Raw genomic sequence first — 20,235 nt, forward strand, 5'->3', positions numbered from 1 at the left:
GATAGGGCGTGTAAAGCCATATCTATATAGTGATGATAAAGATATGAACTTATCGCCACCTCACAATGATTTCAGTCGATGCTAGCTTCACTCGGGTTGATATGCATGGGTAAGTCTTCATTTTTCCAACAACTATTGATGACGCTTGAGAATTACGCCCATCTTCTCGCCGAATGCGAGGGTTAAATACATGAATATTTCATCGTCATCGACCGCCCATGACTCACCTGAAACTAAGCTGCCCGTCTGCGGTAACTCACGGTTTAAGTAAATTTCAAGCGCTTCCTTATTGGTGTAATTCAGTTCAGTTAATGAGAAGGTGACTTTTGAGTCGACTCGTCTTTGCACTTGTATGTTGCTGGTAACGCTGGTTTGAAAAGGCGTAGTAACATCGGATTTGGGTTCGAATGTGGTAATTAAGCGAGCACTTTCTGATTCAGGGCTATCGATGATCAGTTGTGTGTTGATAAGCAGAGAGCGTTCGCCATAATTAACGATCGAGTGTCCGCTCCAAAAGCCAGTAAATGGTTTCGTTGGCGTGTAGCTGAGTTGGAATAAGAGAAAACCAACGACCACACAAACGGTCCAGATTACGAGAACTTTATGATGTTTGGATTTTAATCGCATAAGGTAACTTGCTCTTGATAAGTGCAATGAACGGTTACTTCATCGTCTTTTAAATATATAGCCTCAACCTGGCGGTTTTCATCTATTACTATTGTAGGCGTTTGGGATAGGGTATCGATGTGCTGGTTTTCTGCTTCGATTATAGAAACTCGTTCTAGATATCGTATTGGTGGGGTAAGCAAAGAAGCTAACCGGTAGCCAATCGCAATCGCTAGTAAACAACCAATCACGACAAGGGCTCCAAAACGTTGTAAACGGATTTCGTCTTGCTGTACGATTTTATGCGACTCTAAAGGCTTGGATTCTTCTGCTTGAACTTCCAATGGTAAATGGTTGGCAACGGGAGCTATGAATGCTGCTTCCACTGAGCAAGTCTCAGTGTTGTTTTTGACTAATTTCGGTTCGATAGCCAACAAATAACCTGTCTTGGGGATCGTACGAATCAATGAACGTTTATCATCACCCAGAGCAGTTCTTAATCGTTTGACCAATTGGTTGATCGTTACGTCTGTGGCATACGTGTTTTCGTAAAGTTCCTTAACGATGTTTTCTCTAGATAGTACATCAGGAACTCGTTTGATCAACGCATTCAACAAAGCCGATTCTTTTGCTCTTAATTGAGTCAGAACTTGGTTTTTGGATAAAACTCCTGAGGTTGATGAGTACAAGTATTCACCAATAAGGTACACAGGTGGCTCTAAAGTGAGTTTGGTCATAAATTAATAATAAGTGGGCAAATTGCGGAATAGAAACTTATTTAATTATGGCACTTTAGTCGTCATATCGTCATCAAATTTATAGGTTTTAGTACCAGTCAGTATTTCGCTAAGGCGATCGTGATACTAACTGATAAGTGAACCAACTTGTGAAACCGATCAGAAGGCGTAGTTTAAAGAAGCTGACACTAACCATTCTCGATGTGTAAAGAAGTCTATGTTTGAGTGGTTCTTTCGAGTTCCGGTAAACGTCGCGATGCTCCAATTTTCCCAACTTCCAAGATCTTTGTACTCATAAGCGATGAATAATCTATAACTATTGTCGGTTCTGCTTTGATCGAATATTGGATTATCTGCACGGTAATCGCTGTGAGCGTAGTTACCTGTGATAGCTACAGCATACGATGAAGATACAAAGAAGTACGATGCTTCAATACCATATCTGTTGTGTTGATTTGCTTTGCCATAAGCATCATGGAACGTGTAGCTTAAACCGTAATTGATGCCCGATTGACGGCTTAACATCGAAAGGTACTGAGCTTTAATGAAGTACGCCTGGCTATCTCGCTCTAGAAGCTGACTAGGGACATTGTCTTCCTCTACGTCTGCGTAGGCGTATGCCATATCTAGCGAAATATTCGTTTGTGAAAGGTTACTTAATTTCATGCGTACAGCACCGCCATCAACATCGGTTTTCGTGCGGCTTTCGTCGATTTCATATGGGTTAGTCCATACTTCGCCTGGAATTACGGTTGGCAAGTAGGCCACATCAACGGTTGTGCCCGAGTCTAATTGTTTTTGGTAACCAAACTCGAATGCCAGCGTACCGACCGATAAATCATCACGAGATGTACCCACATATAAACGGTGAGTTCGATCTGCACCGAAATCAAAATTCAAATTTCCCAGAGGAGTAAAAATGGCCTTGTCACCATAGTCGCCGCGGTTTGATTTTTTACCTAAATTTGGGTTGCCCTCGGTGTAGAGATTTGAATCTGAGTGTGTGTAGAGAGTAGCGAAGAGTATTTCGCCGCTGAGTTGATCCCACTCTACCGCATGTACAGTCGCTGTTACCGAGGCTGTAAGTATAGCTGTCAGGGCAATTAAAGACATTTTTGTCGCGTTCATAACAATCTCAATATTAGGCTTACCTTCAACTTTCCTTGTCGTATGGTTAGAAATCCGTTCTATTAAATCAATTCAAAAACATGCGATTCGACCTGAGGTGATTGGATTGCTGGTATCGACATCACATTAGAGAGTTCGACGTATTGGCTTGAACTCATGAATGAGAGGTGAATTATTCATGGAACCGGCAAATAAGGCTAATGACAAAAAATGACTTTATGGTTTTTAATTAAGTTATTGATATTTAATAATTATTATTAAATGTCACTTTTGTAGGGTCGGTGGGATTACACATATTTAGAGAGGATTTAGTTGTTTTTAGATGTTTGGTTTCAAAAAATCGTTACAATCGACTCTAGAATTAATTCTTAGTAGGGAGGTGAGGTAAAGATGAATTCATGTCTGTTGTGACGCTTAAGTAACAGCAACATCTTTAAATTTTGTCCAACTTTGACTTAGTCGAACCTTCATTACGTCAACGTATGAATTTGTGAGTTAGCGGTTTTTATTCCTTTCTAGCAAACTTTCTGAGGAATGCTTGTTTAAGGTAAAATAGTGAAGCGTCTGATGAATTAGAAGATTAAGGCTTCAATTGATTTTTATATCTATAGTCATGCCTTGAATTTTACATCTGGTTGTATAATAGATTCTAAACTATTGATAAAATTTGCTTTTTTTATTGCTTCTTTTCGATTAGTAACATTGATTTTCTTATATATGTTGTATACATGTGTTTTTACCGTGCTTTCTGAAATAAACAGGTCGCTTGATATTTCTAAATTTGAATCACCTCTAATGACTCGTTTAAATATTTGAATTTCTCTTTTTGTTAGGCTGGACAGCATTACCTCCGACTTGACAGTATACGAGCGTGCATTGGACAAAATATGTGACATCAGCTTTCTCGGTAACCATAAATCATCGTCACATACTGTTTTCAAACAACGTGTAAGGTGATCGATAGGCGCATCTTGATAGATTACCCCTTTTAAATTAAATAAATTGAATAATTGCATTACGGTAATGCTTTGTCCTGTGATATCTTCAGGAACGTCATAGACCACCCACTTACTGGACTCTAGGTTTGATAGAGTGACGTTGATATCTTTTATATCGGTCAACAATAAATAGCTAATGATAACGACATCAAATTCTTTATGATTAAGTGAGCGTTCAATATCTAAAATACATTCCCTATTAAAGGAGAAATCACTGTATTTTTCTATTTCTCGTTGGATAAACTGGTTGTTAATACCGTTGTCACCAATTAGGAGTATGTGTTTTAAATTATTCTTATGGTCATACATAACTTACTCCGCAACTAACAATTGATTTTTAATTTTATGATGTTGGATTTTATATAATTGGGTGCAATGTCTCATTTTTTATATAATTACATATTTACGGTTGTTGTGAAAGGCGAGGTTCAATAGAAATTTGTAATGTGTCGTCATATTGCCCTCCTGGTTTATTCTCTGTTTCTCCAATGACAAAACTCAAAGGAATAGGCTGACCAATTGTCGAAGCAAGACGTTGGATTCGTGCATCCAACTGATCAAGGTTTACTCTGTCATTATCTAGGGAGAGTTGATATGGGATGTCCCATTTAGTGTCATTTGATTCATGGCGTAACTTTCCTTGATAAGCTGATTCCAAAACAATGGTATAGCCTGTATTACTTTGAACCCACAAGTTAGGCGCAGAACGAATCACTTTATTTGAATATAATGTACCGAGATCAAGGTCATAGTGTTGTTGGGTTAGCCCATAAAAGTGAATTTTTGCAGCGGGTGGGACGTTAACTGAAACAGGCAGTGAGCTTGGGCTGATTTCTATTTGTTTGTTGTCTGAAGTATAAGAAGGCGAGACCTCTAAAAGTCCTCGATAGGTTCCTGACTCTAACCATTGTTTGCTTGGAAAGCGCATTTGTATCGTTGCGGATTGTTGACTGTCGGTTAATGACAGATGCCACTGATTAGCCACAGGCATGCCAACGAGCCCACTCCATTCAAAGTTGAGCCTGTCTTGGTTTGACCCTTTTAACGACCGACTTGTATCGCTAAGTTGTAAAATCAGGCTCAACTCACAGGGTTCGCCGATTATGTTTGCATCTATACGGTAAGTATTTATTGTCGCAAAATTCCCTGCGCTGAAAACGTCATACTGTGATTGTGAGGAGACGGGTTGAATAGCCAATGCACTAGCTTCACACGCAAATGTAGAAGAAACATGGCTTATGGCGATGAGGCTTAATGCTCCACAAAGAAGTTGTTTATTCCACATACACATCTCCTAGTCTTATCAAGTTGTCACTGCGTTCACTGAGGGTGATGATGACTGATTCCTGTCCTTTGGTGTCGAGTACCAATTGATATTTACCTGGCTTTAATCCAGAGATTGCAAAAATTCCGTTACGATTAGTAAAGAAATCAATCGGTAATTGTTTTGCTTCACCAAGGTAATGTGCTACGCCTGCGACAAGTGAAATAGGGTTGTTACTTTGACGATCGAATAGCTTGCCAATAACGGTTAAGACAGCATCGGAGCCTATCTGTAGTTGGTAGCCCTGTTTATAACCAGGCTTAACCCAGAACGCACCATCACCTAAGTCATACCCAGGTGGTAAGTTATCGACTTCGTAACCGATCACTTGGCCATTATAAGCAACAAGATCAGGGACCATAGCATTGCCATCTCCTCTAAGATAGACACGTGCGTACTCAGCATCTTTTGTCGGGTCGATAGCCACATCATTCTCTTTAAGGCTTTTATGTTTGCTAACAATCGCAAATGCTTCACGAACTGGTCTGCCGATCGTCACAGATGAACCTGCAAAAGCAAGTGCGCTGCTGATCGTCACGTCTGTACTATGGTTTCGTGTTTCACCACTAATATCTTCAAGCCGTGAAGCGTGAGTCGCATTCAATTCATAACGGTTGGCCGTATAGTTAATACCGGCATCCATATCTGCATCTGTTTCTTCGTTAGTTACAATACTCGCAAAGCCTGATATACCGCCGGTGTTACCAATATTATTTTGATAACTGTAATCTAATGCTGCTTCGTTGAGCTCTGTTGTGTAACGACCGACTACGCGAGTTTGTCGGCTAAGAGGCCAACTTATTGTGACTGTGGTACTAATGTCATCGTCTTCGGTTGCGTTATGTTGATAGCTCAAGCGTGCACTCCATGTAGCGGGAGTATCAAATAGCCCTGCTGATAGGCTCGGACTGATCAACCAATAATCGTTCTCTTCATCGACTCCTGTTCGGTAGTTGAGGGTCATAGCCGCGCGTAAAGACTGGCCTAGATAAATGGAGCCGAATGCTGAGGCAAAATGGGTGGTTAAGTTTATATCGACATTGGAAGCATCAAATCCTGTCACACCCGTAAAGTTATTGGTTAGATATTCGTAACTTACACTTAGTTGTGGGGTCAGCGTATTTGCACTGGAAAACTCTGCATCGAAAGCAAATTTATAAGCATCGCCAGTTCCAAATGTAGGGTGTTCGCTACGTGAAGCATTGAATTCAGTGACACCCCATGTAGAAGCAACTAAGGCGGTGGCACCATATTGGTATAGATCTTCACGGGATTGGAAATTAGTGCCTAAAGTTAACCAAGGGTTAATACCCACATCGATATAACCATGCAAAATGCGTTCGTCGGTTAGATACTCTATTTGCCCATTCTGTAATTCAGATGGTGCTCCATACATAATGCTATATTCGAACTCGCCGCTATTGAGCAAGTCGTTACCTGTCGCAATCGAAAACTCGATGCGTTCTTCATTACCCGAACGATCGGTGATGACCAGCACAATATCATTACTACCTTGCGCAAGAGGGATATCACTAAGGTTATAGCTACCGGCCCCTAGGGTTAACCGTTGAACTGCGATCCCATCAATATAGACATCGACATTAGATGCTCTTTGTAGTGTGAATGATTGATTAGCTCTTGGACGCGCGTTTCTAGTTGGAATAAGGGTGAAATCTCGAGTTAAGCCAATACCAAGAATGTCGGTGCTATCTTGAAAAGATTGACCGCTGTTGTACATATCGCCTAGTACCAGTCGTGTACCTTGTTCGGCAAAATCAATGTTTAGGCGAGAGCCTTCTCTTATGTATCTCGATTCTTGCGATGAGCCGTTTTCTAAATAGGATTCATACTCAAAATTTAGAAAGCCAATGTTAAGAGCGGAGTCGAATTGGCTACGATAAAGATCCTGTCTTGAGGAGTTTTGATCGATATATTGACTCTCGTTCGCGGAGAGGGCCAAGTTAATGTACCCACTGAACATACTTGGCTCTGCATAATTATAAAAATCATTCGCGCCATTCATCGACAGTTGCTGTGTTAAGCTAAATTCAGGCGGTACCGTCACGATACATTCTAATGACGAAAAGTCGAAACTAAGACCTAACCCTACGAGTTCAAATTGATGTTGAGACAACATCTCGTTATCTGTCGTGTTACTCAGTTTATTGATACCTTCTTGAGTCACCACTGAAGAAAGGAGAGTGAGAGTGCTTTCTTTAGGCAGCAATATCTCATTGTTAGCGGTAATGATAATATCCGCTTCACCCAATATAGTGTCACTTATTCTTAGTAACGAGGTGAGTTGAATGTCTCGCCCTGTCGGATTCAATACCATTTTTTGACTCCAAACGTTAGGAATGAAGGCGGCAAAATAAAAAAGTATCAATACCAAGATATACAAAAAATGCCATGTCTTGTGATAGGTTCTAGTTTTCATACCCATGGTAAGTGCCCACTGGTAAGTGATTTAAAGAAGAAGGCAAAGTTATAGTTGAGCGCGGTGGGACAAATTGTTCACCTAAAGCTTCGTGTACTTTTTGGTTTTGAGATTCAAGCCCTGTAAAATTAAGTAACGATGTGTAGGTAAACCGCGTCCCTGTATTGGTCAATGTGAGTTGCCCTTTTTCACCTATGTGCAATTTCACGTCTGGCTCAAGCGAAGAAGAGTGAATATGCAATAGCGCATTGTAATGAACTTGTAAGTTGATACCCGTAGCTAAACCTGTCGGCATATCAAATTTGGCGTTGTTCTGGCTAATATTCGCGGTACTAAAGCGAATGAAGTAACTCTGAGACGTTTTGAGTAATCTATTGCCCAACCATTGTATACGGAATACTTGACGCTCCCCAGGTGCTAGCATTGCAGCCGGAGGAAACACAAACATTTCTTCATTTGACAGTTCCGATGTTTCAAATGTGCCATCGGATAAAAAATTCAAACGGCGAACGTTGGCTTCAAGAGGGAGAGTCTGTGTCGAATTATTAGTCACAACCAGCTGTGATGTTGCTCTATGATCAGTGTTGAGCTCAATGACGGTTGGAAATAGTGTTATGCCAAACGTCTGTGCACATAAAAAGCAATAAACGAGCCCTCCGAAAATACAACGTCTCATCACTACTGATCCTGTTCTATTTCAATCGATAGGGTCTTAAAGTCATAATTTTTAAGTGGCATCATTTCAAAAAAACGCGTGGAATACGGAAGCACTAAAGTTCCTGGAATGCGCTTGGCGATTTCTACGCCTTTCAAATACGTTGAGTGTGTACCGTCTGATACTTTCCATGTTGTATTCGTTAATCGACCATAACTATTACCACTGTTAAGCACTTCTAGAACCCATTTGTTGTTTTTGTCATTTTGCTCGATACTTTTTATCTCTAACTGAGAAGTCGTGTTTTGTGGTCGTACGTTGATCAGCGTATTAAACTGAAGCAAGAGACTTACTTGTCCCTGGTTGCTACTCGCTCTCTCTACCTTCACCTGTTTAACAGCGATACGATACGCTTTTGATTCTGTGATGGAAGGATCACCTAAATATCGCACCATAATTGATTGCGATCGTCCAGGCTCAATAATCGCGGTCACCGGAATTACTAATAGCTCGTCATCTGCAGGCGTCGTAGTTTCTTTCCCGTATTCGTTCATCGTCATAAATACTGGAGACAATTCCACTGTTAGTGGTTCGGTAGATGAATTATCCACTCTCATTGTCATTTGAGCCCTTTTACCAAGCGGTGTCATTTCCATAGACATCGGCTCTACCTTGAACGCATGGGCAGATAAACACGTAAATGACAATAAAAGAAGAACAATCCATTTCTGCATGATCCATTTATACATATCGAGGAGCTCCAAACTAAACTTATGTCGGTAAGGTTTAAGATTCAGATTAAGTCGGAGGCCAACTAGTGGCCTCCGACTTACTGACCTCTAATTTGAGGTAATATTTACGGTTAATGTATCTGAGTAGCCACCTGCCCATGGCGAGGTTTCTGTCGTAACAATATCAATGGTCGCGGCAACACCAGTAGCTAATGCACCAGAACCACCATAAGAGTTACTCACTGAAACATCATTTTGACCTGGGCCCCCAGGAGCATTAAGTGTGAAAGGAGCTAGGCCCGAAGGGCTAAATGTTGCATCGTAGGTAAGAGCGTAGTCTTCGCTATCGTCTGACTCTAGACCGCCTTCAGCACTTGTTAGTGTCACAGTTGCACCATCGACGTCATTACACTTCATGTTCAGACCGCCAACAGAAATGTTTTGAATTTGAGACACGTTACCAAAGTCCATGAGTTGTGTTGAAAGGCCGGTAACTTCACATACAGGTGAAACAAAACCAACTAACTGGACGTCACCAGGAGCGGCTTGAACTTGAGCACCAAAAATAGCAGTGGCTGTTGCTGCGTAGATTGTTAGCTTTTTCATTAGAAATTCCTTTATCTTAAATGATTGGCTCAAATACTGCTGAGCATTTGTTATTCTGCAGATACATTGCAGAGGTCTTACTTTGTCACGCTATGAATCGAGGGATAAACTTCGATTTCAATCACGTCTTTATAATAACCTGCGAAGTGCAAGCTATTTTCAAGTGCAACCCTAAGGCTCCCTTGTTGAGAGAAAGGAATTACACCAGAACTGTCTATCATTACAGGTGATAAGAGTTGACTGCTGTGTCGACTTTCGTTAAGACGAAGCTCATCTATTTGTAATGACAAATTATAAGTTTCAATGATATCAACGCCTTGTTGTTGATATTTTAGGCCACCGTATTTGGAGTTAATCGTTATACCCAATGGGCGGTTACAATACACATTAAAAGGTAACGATTGAACATCGAGATGTTCGGTAAATTTCATAACGTTGCCAGAGAAAAAATTTATTTCGCATCGATCTTTGATCTTGCCGTTAATTCCTAACGTTAAAGTATTGGCGCTGACATTAAATGAAAGTGACAACCCCAAAATTAACGTGGAGAGAGTGAGGCTATGAAGAAACCAACATACTTTGTACATAAGCTCACCTCTCCCTAATCGAATGTAACGTGTTGCTTGGTTAACAAAACTATAAGAGCTACAAAAAATGGCGAAGTAGTAAAAAAAGTTGATTATTATTCAGAAGTATGAGATTTCGTATGATTTTGAGTTGGAAGAGTGATACAAAAATTTAGATAACAATTTTATATTCAATTAGATACATAGAATTTACCTAAGTACCAGTTTGATTGAGAATTTTTATTGAATTGATAAAATTTAAACTATGGTCTACGCGTTTGTTTAAAGTCTTAGATTATGGTGACTTTACCTAAATAACTCTATTAACGTGATGGTCCTAAAAAATAAATACAACGTCTAAAATGTTTGTAGATAAATCCAATGGAGCGAAGTGAAATAGCAATGAAGGATGATGAATTATTAGAAATTGAAAATTATTTTCTATTTAAATTAACACCTTAAAATACATCTTATAAATGCAATATGTTAACCACCAATTACCGTACGAATGACATTAAATATAGCGAAGTTGTTCTGAGTGCATATTTTGGTTTTTTTCATCACCAGCCTAACTCTATTTAACGCACGGGATATCGCTTGAATTTGGGAGGAAAGGTCACCCTGCTATGTTTGGATGATTTATTGAAGATATTTATATAGGACAAAACGAGATTTAGTTTTGTTGGCGTTAATGTGGTGTTTTTTAAGACATTGAGGCTGGTGTAAAGGTGTTATTTTCCTTATATGAACGGTTGATGACTCTTTTTAAGACGAAAAAAGGCTCCCCTTTGAAGAGAAGCTTCATCATTAATAGTTTATCGATGACAAATTAACCTAAAGTTAAAGTACATTTTCCAATTTTTGTAAGAAAGTCACGATATCTTCTGCGCTAATATCTCTATGGGTGACAAAGCGAACAGGGTTGCCTGGCGACATTGTAATGCCTTGTTCACTCAGCTCACTTGCGATGCGGTTAATATCAACAGACTCATCTAATTTAGCAAACACGATGTTGGTTTGAATGAAGTCAGGATTGACAGAGAAGCCTTCTAGCTTGCTTAGACCAATCGCTAGATTTTTTGCGTTCTCGTGATCGACTTTTAGTTGAGCAACATTTTCTGTTAGTGCCATTTTGCCTGCAGCGGCAAGAATACCGGCTTGACGCATACCCCCACCAACCATCTTACGCAGACGACGTGCTTTAGCGATGTACTCTTTGTTGCCCAATAGCAGTGAGCCGATCGGAGCGCCTAAACCTTTTGATAAACAAATCGTCATCGAGTCGAAGTGCTGTGCGATTTCTTTCACGTGGACATTTAAAGCGGCTGCCGCGTTGTATACACGAGCGCCATCCAAGTGCATTTGTAAACCATATTGGTTTACGAACTCACGAGCGTTAGCTAAATATGACATTGGCAGCACTTTACCATTGATCGTATTTTCTAGGCTCAGAAGTTTAGTGCGCGCAAAATGACTGTCGTCTGGCTTAATCGCAGAAGCAAGCTTTTTAAAATCTAATGTGCCGTCCGGGTTGTTCTCTATTGGTTGAGGTTGAATAGAGCCTAATACTGCAGCGCCGCCAGCTTCGTATTTGTAGTTGTGAGCTTGTTGGCCACACAGATACTCGTCACCACGCTCACAGTGCGCCATTAAACCGAGAAGGTTGGCTTGAGTACCCGAAGAAGTGAACATTGCAGCTTCAAAGCCTGTTTCAGTTGCGGCCCATTGCTCTAGTTCATTTACGGTAGGGTCATCTCCGTAGACATCGTCACCTACATCTGCGTTTGCCATTGCATCACGCATAGCTTGTGAAGGTTTGGTTACGGTATCAGAACGAAAGTCCATGTTTCTCTCCTAGAGTTTTATAAATAGCCACATAGTTGTGCTTTGCTCAAACAAGCGATGGTTTTGGTATCGGTAATTTGATCGCAGCGAATTTTATCGTGCAGTTCTTTTAAGCTAAGTTCGATGACCTCTATTACTTCATCTTCATCACACTCAAAGCGAGTCGTATGATTGAGGTCTTTTGCGACGAATAGGTGTTGTATCTCATCACAGAACCCTGCAAGTGGGGTAACTTGCCCTAAGCTTTGGAATGATTTGGCACTGTAGCCTGTTTCTTCTTCGAGCTCTCGTTGTGCACATTCAAGTGGTGTCTCATTAACTTCCATCGTTCCAGCTGGTAGTTCTAATAGCCATTTTTTGAGTGAAGGACGAAACTGGTTAATGAGGATAATCTTTCCAGACGACGTAATAGGTAGAATAACAGCCGCGCCAGGGTGGTGTATTGTTGTATGCTTTACCACGACGTTCGTAGGGAGCGTCACGTTCTCTTCTACTAGAGAAATACTTTTCCATTGATGGATAACTTTACTCATGCAGTCTTGCCACATTCCTTGTCAATTTATCGCGTTACTGAAGACGTGCACCACCTTAACGTCTATGGTGTCGAAAATAAAAGAAAATTTAGGCTCAGTTACCGATTTAGTTTCACACCGTTCGTGAGGTTACTCTCATATTTGGAATCTATGATTGCGCCAAAATTACGACCGTAACCATCTGATATAAATGCAACTCAATAATAAAATACACTTGTAACAAAGTGCTAACAAATGTATAAAAACATATCTACACTCTCAATTGTTCAAAGATTTTCGGAGTAACGCATGAACCCTTCTATTTCTTCACATGCTGACAAGGCGCTACTCTCTGAAAGAATCAATAAATTAGCGCAAGCTCTGTCTGACGGTGTCTATGAAAGAGAAGACACGATTAAGCTTTGTTTACTGGCTGCTTTAGCGGGTGAAAGTGTGTTTTTACTCGGTCCTCCGGGTATCGCAAAAAGCCTTATCGCTAAGCGTCTCATACAGGCTTTTGACAACAGCAGCTACTTCGAATATCTGATGACGCGTTTCTCTACTCCAGAGGAAGTGTTTGGCCCGCTAAGTATCCAAGAATTAAAAGACAACGGACGTTACGTAAGACTAACTGAGGGTTACTTGCCAACCGCGCAAGTCGTATTTCTTGATGAGATCTGGAAAGCTGGTCCTGCCATCCTAAATACGTTACTTACAGTAGTTAATGAGAAAACATTCAAAAACGGCAGTGACATTGAACGTGTGCCGATGCGTTTATTAGTCTCGGCATCCAACGAACTTCCAGATGAAGATAGTGGCTTAGAAGCGCTGTATGACCGGATGCTAGTCCGTGTGTTTGTAAACCGTATTCAAAACAAGCAAAATTTCAAATCAATGCTGACGACTGGTACATCTCAAGAAGCCGTGATTCCAAAAGGTTTAGCGATTACCGACATTGAATACCACCAATGGCAGAAAGAACTCGATAAGTTGGAATTGACAGATAATTCCTTCAACAAGCTGTTTGAACTAAAAACCATGCTTGAGGAGACAGTTAAGAAACAAGGCTCCTCTTCAGAATCAGATCTGTATGTGTCAGACAGACGCTGGAAGAAAGCCGTCAAACTGTTGAAAGCGAGTGCGTTCTTCAGTGGCAGAGATAGCGTGAATCCATTAGATATCATGCTCCTGCAAGATTGCTTATGGCATAGCCCAGAGTCGCGTGATGTGGTTCGTAGTGTTGTAAAAGATTTCGCACTTAACCGAGCATTTGACCAACAAGAGTCGAAAGCTCAAATCGAAATGTCTCGTGAAGAGCTAGAAGAAATTCAAGATGATGTTGAATCGACGTTGTCGGTTTCGTTATCGATGGAATCAACCAGTGGCTTGTTACGTAAAGACGTGTATCAACATGATATTAAGAACGCGAAGATGTACAGCGTAGGTAGTGCTTACAATTTAGTGAAACTGGTCTTACTGCAAAGCAACATGTCGGTATCTGAATCAGAGAAAGGTGACAGCCGCTGGGTATACGTGGCGAAAGATGATTTTGACCGTGTTCTTAAAGAAGGGCACGGTGATATTTACGGCTACGTCAACGAAAACAAAAATCTATGTCGTCTAAAGTTGGATCTTGATGCCTCTAATCAGCTCGTTATCAAAGATATTGCGAACCGCTCTGTGTTGGTTAGCGTTGTAACGACTGATGGGTTAGATCAAGAATTGTATAACAAATGGTTAAGTGGCGCTGAGAGAGCACTAGAACAGTTGACTGAAGCTGAGTTCAAGTTAAAGAGAGTCCGCACCGAGTTCCACGACGCATTACCTCATAACTACATTGATCCAGAGCTACCAAAAGCGATGGAATCAAGCTTACAAGCAGTAACTCAAGACCTTGAAACGACAAAAGTGAAGAGCAGTAAGATCGCTCAACGCATCAAGTTCATGAGTCAGTACTTCGAGTAAGGGGAGACAAGTATGTTAGGAGCAGATGGCTTAAACCTTGCTTTGATGGTTGCTGATTCGGGCATCATTGATACGGCGATGAATGATCTCATCGCTCGTTCTCAAGTTATGATGGCTGCTGAGAACAAAGGCGTCAAAACATCGGTAAAAAACCATTTAGTTAAATGGCGCGGAAAAGTGAAAAAACGCGTGACCAAAGTGTGTGAGACCGACCGCTTCCAAGAGGAAATAGCACTTTATCAAGAAGTGATTTATTGGAATGAAGGCCAGTTTTTTGATGACATAGACGGAGTCATCAAAAAGTTGGAGTGGCACTCTGCGTTCTATCTACAAGCACGACGTTTAATGGAAAACAACAAAGGCGTTTATAACGCTATGTTTCCACATTACTTTTGTGATCAATGGTATCAGTCGTTATCTGAAGCCATTAAGCAAGCTCAAGTAACCGAACTTGAAACAAGCAAAGAAAAAGTCTTAGCGGATCTTTATCAGCGCATGGAAACCATAAAGAACATGGACAAAGTGACTGAGTCAGGTGATGAAGGCAGCGTAGGGCGCTTGTGGGATATGGCTTCAGCTAAGTTGAGTAAAACTGACCTAACCGTAATGAAGCGTCATGCAGAGTTCTTAAATAAACATAAAGGCCTGCAAGAAATAGCTGAAAAACTCGGCCGTATGGCGGGTGAGGAAGACGATCCTTCGCTACACAAAGCCCCTGTAGAAGAGCTACAGATGGTTGAAGAGAAAAGCGATGAAGCGGTAGATGATATTGTCGGGATTCACGAGAGTGATGACTTGAACAAGATGCTACCAAACGAAACTATGTTCTTAGCTTATCCTGAGCTCGAAGTTATCTTTTATAAACATCTGGCGGACAAGCGCTTACTGAGTTATCGATCTCAAGGTAAATCTCGTACTTTACGCAAAGTGAAAGCGCAAAAGCCAGATAGTAAGAATATCGATATTGAAAAAGGACCGTTCATCGTTTGTGTGGATGCTTCAGGTTCAATGAGTGGATTTCCAGAGCAATCTGCCAAAGCAATGGCTTATGCCCTGATGCAAATCGCTCTCGCGGAAGAGCGAGACTGTTACGTGATTCTGTTTTCTTCTGAGCAGATTACCTATGAGTTAACAAAACAAGATGGTTTACGTGAAGCGAGTGACTTCTTAAGCTACTCATTCCACGGTGGTACTGATCTAGAACCTGTTTTGATGAAGTCAATTGATTTGATGACCGGAGATAAATACAAGAACGCAGATTTGATTGTGCTTTCTGATTTTATTGCACCAAAACAATCTGACGAAATGATTGCTCAAGTCGAAAAATTGAAAGAGCACAAAAACCGTTTCCACGCGGTAAGCCTATCTAAGTACGGCAACCCACAACTTATGACCATGTTTGACCATTGTTGGGCTTACCACCCAAGCCTTGTTGGCCGTTTTATGAAAAAGTGGTAGCGTTCGATCACTCCAATTAAATCCCTTTTGCTGTGTGTTTTTTGACTCAAGAGATCGAACATGCAGCAATTTGATTTAAATGTCAGCAAACGGAATTTAAATTCACTTTTTTGTTTGACTATCTTCCCTCAATCCGTAAAGTAAGCACCCGAACACAGGGGTAGCTTATTTAACTCCCTAAAGTGTTGATGTAAGAAGGCGCCTTGGCAGAGTGGCTATGCAGCGGATTGCAAATCCGTGGACCTCGGTTCGACTCCGGGAGGCGCCTCCATTCTCTTCTTCTTTTTGTTTAGACAAAGGGATGAGCAGAAGAATGACAATGCGATACTAGCTCAGTTGGTAGAGCGCAACCTTGCCAAGGTTGAGGTCATCGGTTCGAACCCGATGTATCGCTCCAAATTTTGTAATGTTGATTCATTTGACATTAAGATGGTGTTTTACTTTTCAGTAATCGGCATCGCAATAAAGAATTGCGTGCCCTGGTGGTGGAATTGGTAGACACAAGGGATTTAAAATCCCTCGGCGTTCGCGCTGTGCCGGTTCAAGTCCGGCCCGGGGCACCATCTATTTGATTGCTACTTTTGGTAGAGATCAACAGAGTAGTTCTCTTAAAACACTCATTGAAGGCGCCTTGGCAGAGTGGCTATGCAGCGGATTGCAAATCCGTGGACCTCGGTTCGACTCCGGGAGGCGCCTCCAATCTTCAGAAAAAACCAGTCCTAGTGGCTGGTTTTTTCGTTTCAGATATACCACCGAACAACCTGCCTTCTAGCCCACTTATTTAACAACTCAATCATTATTCATGTCACCTGTTTCGCACTTGTGCCATTATTTACCATTGCTCTGCGTTACTTTGAGTTTGTTGGCTGAGTAATATGTAAATAAACAGAAGTCACAAATTATTACTGTACTCAATTTGTTTCATTTATATGAGTGTTAACTCTCTTTAATTCATATATATAGGTGAGAGCATAGAACTTTATATTTCTTTAATTGTTCTATAAGAGGTTCTTAATATGCAATTTAGTCTAAAGAGAAAAATGGTTTTCTCTGTAGTTTTAGCGATTGCTGTTACATCTGCCATCCTTCTTTTTATGGGTTATAAGACTTTTCAAAGTAACAGTTGGCAATCAATAGAGAGTGAGAGTCGAAACACACTCCAAGCGCATGCAAAGGGCATCAGCGATTGGTTTTATGATAAGAAACAAGCAGTACACGGACTAAAACAACAAGTTCAACTTAACCCGTCATTAGATATAGTGCCACACTTACGTCAAACCCTTGTGTCTGGTGGGTTTGGGTTGAGTTACTACGGTAACAAACAAGGTGAGATGTTTCGCCACGATCCTTCATTAAATAAAGCGGGCTATGACCCTAGAGCTCGAGGTTGGTACAAACAAACTTTAGCAGAAAATCGCGCGGTCACTACTAAGCCATATGTAAGCGTCACTATGCAAACCTTAGTGGTGACCTTAACTGATCCTGTGACCGAAAATGGTTCGATTATTGGTGTGGTGGCGTCAAATCTCGCATTAGACAAGCTTATTGACGATGTCTTGGCCATTCAGGTTCCAGGTAATGGGCGAGCGATCCTAATAGATAAGCAAGGTACGGTCGTTGCCCATAAGAATAAAGATTTCATCCTTAAGCAAGTCAAAGAGATAGCACCAGAATTAAGTGTTGCTGGATTAAATAGTGCCGCACAAAACTTAACGACAATTTTTACAAAAGTTGATGGTTATGAGCGCGTCATCATGGCTGAGCCTATTAAAGGCACCGACTGGCTTCTTGTGATTGAAATGGACAAAGACGTATTAGAACAACCGTTGTTCGATATGCTGATCAGTCAGGTAACGACAGGATTGATCGTATTGATCGTTATGGCTGCGGCAACGTCGTGGTTTGTCGCTCGTCAATTGGTGGAATTAGGACGAGTGAGCGAAGCTTTAGCTGATATTGCTGAAGGGGAAGGAGATTTAACACAACGCCTCCAAGTATCGAGTCAAGATGAAGTCGGGCAACTTGCCGATAAGTTCAATGTGTTTGTCGATAGGCTACATGAGATGATGAAAAATGTTACCCAAGTTTCAACTGCCATGAATAACGGTGCAGAACATGCGAACACAAGCGCATTGAAACGTAGCGATAGCGTAAGCCGACAACAAGACGAGATCACTATGGTAGCAACAGCTGTAACCGAAATGGCGACAGCAACCTCTGAAATCGCGTCTAATGCAGACAATACAGCAAAAAGTGCAAGTCATTCTGTTGAGTTAAGCGAACAAGGCTTCCAACAAATGGCGAAGAGTCAATCATCAATCAATGAGCTGTCTATTGAGTTAACCAGCGCAGTCTCTATCATTAGTGAGCTTGAAGAACACGGTCAACAAATCGCGTCAATCTTAGCGACAATACGTGAGATCGCAGAGCAAACTAATTTGCTTGCACTCAATGCGGCAATTGAAGCAGCGAGGGCCGGAGAGCAAGGTCGTGGTTTTGCGGTGGTTGCTGACGAAGTACGAGTATTGTCACAACGTACTCATGCTTCAACGGAAGAGATTGAAGACAAGATCAAGCGTTTACAACAAGCGACTAGCGGTGCTGTTAAAGTAATGACACAAAGTCACGATATGGCAAAAACTAGCGTACACGATGTGGATATGGCCGGAGAAAGCTTGGCTCAAATACGCGAAGCGATTCAGATGATCAGCGACATGGCGACTCAAATTGCTTCAGCCGCAGAAGAGCAATCTTTAGTGACCGCGGAAATCAACGCCAATACTGAGTCGGTGCGTGAAGTAAGTGACGTGATGGCGCTTGATGCGTCAGATGCAGTCTCGCAAGCCGACCAACTCAGTCACTTAGCTAACGATCTCAAACAGGAACTCTCTAGATTTAAATTATAAGTCCAGTTACAACCATACAGAGCACAAGTCGTTACAAGCTTGTGCTCTTTTTTAAGCAGCTAGCGTCAACTTGATTTGCTGTCTCAGTGTTTATCGAAGAAATCTTTATTACGGATATACTTACTCATAAGGTGATAAGAGAAAGGCCGAATCAACCAACTAAAGATAGAGCGACCAAGGCGAATGAGTGTTGGGGTGTTTTCATAGATTTTACCGTTGTAGAGCCAAAGCACTTTTCCTGTATGCCAATACATTAAAGGTAATGGCGGCATGAAGGTTACAATGTCTATGTCACAACAGATGCGGTAAGTTTTCTTGCTTAAACGGTAGTTCTTTTTAAAGCTCCAATCACCAATTGCAGGCTGGCCAAACGTGACGACTCGTTTGATGCAACCGGGATACTTTTGGTCTAGGTAGTCAGCAAATACACAACCAATAGCGCCGCCAGATGAGTGGCCGGTGATGGAAATTTTTTTTCCTTCTTTTAACAAAGGTATGAGCGTGGCTTCTAAACGTTCTATAACGGTTTGCCCTAGCTTATCTTCGTTACGACTTGGTTGGCTTTCTTGAAACATGAGATGATAGAAACCAGCATGAACACGATAGTTCAGTCCAATCCTTCTACAGCTTCTGGTCCATAATGCGAAGGTGAGTAGCCAGTCAGAAATACTGTGTGATCCCTTGATAACCACGACTACCTCATCTTTGTTGCTGCTCCATAAGACTCGAATCATGGTTTTACCAAACTGATTCTTTATGATGCGTTGTCCATTAGGGTCAAACCCGTAACGAGTTTGTTTAAAAACTCTAGGGTAAGCGAGGTTACATAGGACGGCATAACGCTCATATTGGTATCGTTTTAGTGGTTTCACATTTTCACTTCGTAATAAGAGTTACTTAAAACTCTAGAGGTTGAATGTGAAACGTGCATGAAAACGACGTTGTCTTTCTTACGCTACAGATAACCAGTGGGAAGAACTGACTTCAAACGATAATGTCCAGTCTATAAATTGAATTCCCCACCTGTGGTGATGCCATTGAAACTTAAGAACTATGTATAATAACCATACAAGCTGCAGTAATTTAAGCCTGTAAAGTTCGATATTTAATCACTTGAATTAAAAGATAAAATTTATTGTTGACGAATTTTTTCCATCCGTTAAAGTACACCTCGTTCTCACGGCCTAGGTCGCTGAGAGATGGTGTTTTACTTTTCAGTAATCAGCATTGCTTAATTGCGTTGCCCTGGTGGTGGAATTGGTAGACACAAGGGATTTAAAATCCCTCGGCGTTCGCGCTGTGCCGGTTCAAGTCCGGCCCGGGGCACCATCTATTTAGTTTCTACTTGAGAGTAGAGTGATGAACAAAGAGTGGTTCTCTTTAAACACTTCAATATATTTTTATGTTGATAAGGCGCCTTGGCAGAGTGGCTATGCAGCGGATTGCAAATCCGTGGACCTCGGTTCGACTCCGGGAGGCGCCTCCATTTTCTTTCTTCTTTTTGTTTAGGCAAAGGGATGATTAGAATAATGACAATGCGATACTAGCTCAGTTGGTAGAGCGCAACCTTGCCAAGGTTGAGGTCATCGGTTCGAACCCGATGTATCGCTCCAAATTTTGTAATGTTGATTCATTTTGACATTAAGATGGTGTTTTACTTTTCAGTAATCGGCATCGCAATAAAGAATTGCGTGCCCTGGTGGTGGAATTGGTAGACACAAGGGATTTAAAATCCCTCGGCGTTCGCGCTGTGCCGGTTCA

Annotated in this window: 16 protein-coding genes and 7 tRNA genes; 10 read left to right on the top strand and 13 right to left on the bottom strand. The window is 41.3% G+C overall.

Going from position 1 to position 20,235, the window contains the following annotated elements; translation table 11 throughout:
• Positions 1-132: 132 nt before the first annotated feature.
• The 12 genes from L8S15_RS19955 to L8S15_RS20010 all read right to left on the bottom strand — a co-directional run bounded on the left by L8S15_RS19955 (position 133) and on the right by L8S15_RS20010 (position 12,166).
• Positions 133-627 (bottom strand): hypothetical protein, encoded by a 495-nt coding sequence (locus L8S15_RS19955; protein ID WP_280574836.1) that lies wholly within the window; start codon positions 625-627, stop codon positions 133-135.
• Complete coding sequence (locus tag L8S15_RS19960; protein ID WP_016768095.1) at positions 618-1,343, bottom strand: winged helix-turn-helix domain-containing protein; 726 nt, start codon at positions 1,341-1,343, stop codon at positions 618-620. Before L8S15_RS19960 ends, L8S15_RS19955 begins: the two co-directional genes overlap by 10 nt.
• 159 nt (positions 1,344-1,502) lie before the next feature.
• On the bottom strand, positions 1,503-2,471 hold the full coding sequence (locus L8S15_RS19965) for a DUF2860 family protein (protein WP_010430002.1): 969 nt from the start codon (positions 2,469-2,471) through the stop codon (positions 1,503-1,505).
• 611 nt (positions 2,472-3,082) lie between these two features.
• Positions 3,083-3,778 carry a response regulator transcription factor gene (locus tag L8S15_RS19970; RefSeq protein ID WP_280574839.1) on the bottom strand — a complete coding sequence of 232 codons (696 nt, stop codon included), beginning with the start codon at positions 3,776-3,778 and terminating at the stop codon, positions 3,083-3,085.
• Between the two features lie 94 nt (positions 3,779-3,872).
• A complete protein-coding gene (locus L8S15_RS19975; protein ID WP_161750840.1) occupies positions 3,873-4,754 on the bottom strand; it encodes a hypothetical protein in 882 nt (293 codons plus the stop codon).
• On the bottom strand, positions 4,744-7,128 hold the full coding sequence (locus L8S15_RS19980; protein WP_016794636.1) for a fimbria/pilus outer membrane usher protein: 2,385 nt from the start codon (positions 7,126-7,128) through the stop codon (positions 4,744-4,746). The genes L8S15_RS19975 and L8S15_RS19980 overlap by 11 nt, the downstream gene beginning before the upstream one ends.
• 91 nt (positions 7,129-7,219) lie before the next feature.
• The gene (locus tag L8S15_RS19985; protein WP_010429992.1) at positions 7,220-7,906 is read right to left on the bottom strand and encodes a fimbria/pilus periplasmic chaperone; all 687 of its coding nucleotides are present in this window, start codon (positions 7,904-7,906) and stop codon (positions 7,220-7,222) included.
• Between the two features lie 2 nt (positions 7,907-7,908).
• Positions 7,909-8,634 carry a molecular chaperone gene (locus L8S15_RS19990; RefSeq protein WP_010429989.1) on the bottom strand — a complete coding sequence of 242 codons (726 nt, stop codon included), beginning with the start codon at positions 8,632-8,634 and terminating at the stop codon, positions 7,909-7,911.
• Between the two features lie 90 nt (positions 8,635-8,724).
• Positions 8,725-9,222, bottom strand: coding sequence for a hypothetical protein (locus L8S15_RS19995; protein ID WP_010429987.1), 498 nt, complete (start codon positions 9,220-9,222; stop codon positions 8,725-8,727).
• Positions 9,223-9,299: 77 nt separating this feature from the next.
• Entirely contained in the window at positions 9,300-9,809 is a 510-nt protein-coding gene (locus L8S15_RS20000; protein ID WP_010429985.1) for a hypothetical protein, read from the bottom strand.
• 819 nt (positions 9,810-10,628) lie between these two features.
• On the bottom strand, positions 10,629-11,633 hold the full coding sequence (ltaE, locus tag L8S15_RS20005; protein WP_016768093.1) for a low-specificity L-threonine aldolase: 1,005 nt from the start codon (positions 11,631-11,633) through the stop codon (positions 10,629-10,631).
• A gap of 17 nt (positions 11,634-11,650) precedes the next feature.
• The gene (locus L8S15_RS20010; protein ID WP_016768092.1) at positions 11,651-12,166 is read right to left on the bottom strand and encodes an NUDIX hydrolase; all 516 of its coding nucleotides are present in this window, start codon (positions 12,164-12,166) and stop codon (positions 11,651-11,653) included.
• A 288-nt stretch (positions 12,167-12,454) separates the two neighbouring features.
• On the opposite strand from L8S15_RS20010, the gene L8S15_RS20015 reads away from it, so the two are divergent.
• The 7 genes from L8S15_RS20015 (at position 12,455) to L8S15_RS20045 (ending at position 18,474) form a co-directional block, all read left to right on the top strand.
• Positions 12,455-14,110, top strand: a complete 1,656-nt coding sequence (locus L8S15_RS20015; RefSeq protein WP_010429979.1) for an ATPase RavA domain-containing protein — start codon at positions 12,455-12,457, stop codon at positions 14,108-14,110.
• Between the two features lie 12 nt (positions 14,111-14,122).
• Positions 14,123-15,568 (top strand): ATPase RavA stimulator ViaA, encoded by a 1,446-nt coding sequence (gene viaA, locus L8S15_RS20020; protein ID WP_280574847.1) that lies wholly within the window; start codon positions 14,123-14,125, stop codon positions 15,566-15,568.
• 197 nt (positions 15,569-15,765) lie between these two features.
• Positions 15,766-15,839: transfer RNA gene (locus L8S15_RS20025), tRNA-Cys, on the top strand.
• A gap of 50 nt (positions 15,840-15,889) precedes the next feature.
• A tRNA-Gly gene (locus L8S15_RS20030) sits at positions 15,890-15,965 on the top strand.
• Positions 15,966-16,044: 79 nt separating this feature from the next.
• A tRNA-Leu gene (locus L8S15_RS20035) sits at positions 16,045-16,131 on the top strand.
• Between the two features lie 62 nt (positions 16,132-16,193).
• A tRNA-Cys gene (locus L8S15_RS20040) sits at positions 16,194-16,267 on the top strand.
• A gap of 341 nt (positions 16,268-16,608) precedes the next feature.
• Positions 16,609-18,474, top strand: a complete 1,866-nt coding sequence (locus L8S15_RS20045) for a methyl-accepting chemotaxis protein (RefSeq protein WP_016769301.1) — start codon at positions 16,609-16,611, stop codon at positions 18,472-18,474.
• An 83-nt stretch (positions 18,475-18,557) separates the two neighbouring features.
• Here the strand turns inward: L8S15_RS20045 and L8S15_RS20050 are convergent, their stop codons facing one another.
• Positions 18,558-19,346, bottom strand: coding sequence for a lipase (locus L8S15_RS20050; RefSeq protein WP_280574849.1), 789 nt, complete (start codon positions 19,344-19,346; stop codon positions 18,558-18,560).
• A gap of 370 nt (positions 19,347-19,716) precedes the next feature.
• Between L8S15_RS20050 and L8S15_RS20055 the strand changes: the two genes are divergently transcribed.
• The 3 genes from L8S15_RS20055 (at position 19,717) to L8S15_RS20065 (ending at position 20,087) form a co-directional block, all read left to right on the top strand.
• Positions 19,717-19,803, top strand: a tRNA-Leu gene (locus L8S15_RS20055).
• An 83-nt stretch (positions 19,804-19,886) separates the two neighbouring features.
• Positions 19,887-19,960 (top strand) — tRNA-Cys (locus L8S15_RS20060).
• A 51-nt stretch (positions 19,961-20,011) separates the two neighbouring features.
• Positions 20,012-20,087, top strand: a tRNA-Gly gene (locus L8S15_RS20065).
• The last annotated feature ends 148 nt before the right edge of the window (positions 20,088-20,235 follow it).

The sequence above is a fragment of the Vibrio sp. S/42/10 genome (assembly GCF_029890535.1).
GTDB lineage: Bacteria > Pseudomonadota > Gammaproteobacteria > Enterobacterales > Vibrionaceae > Vibrio > Vibrio cyclitrophicus.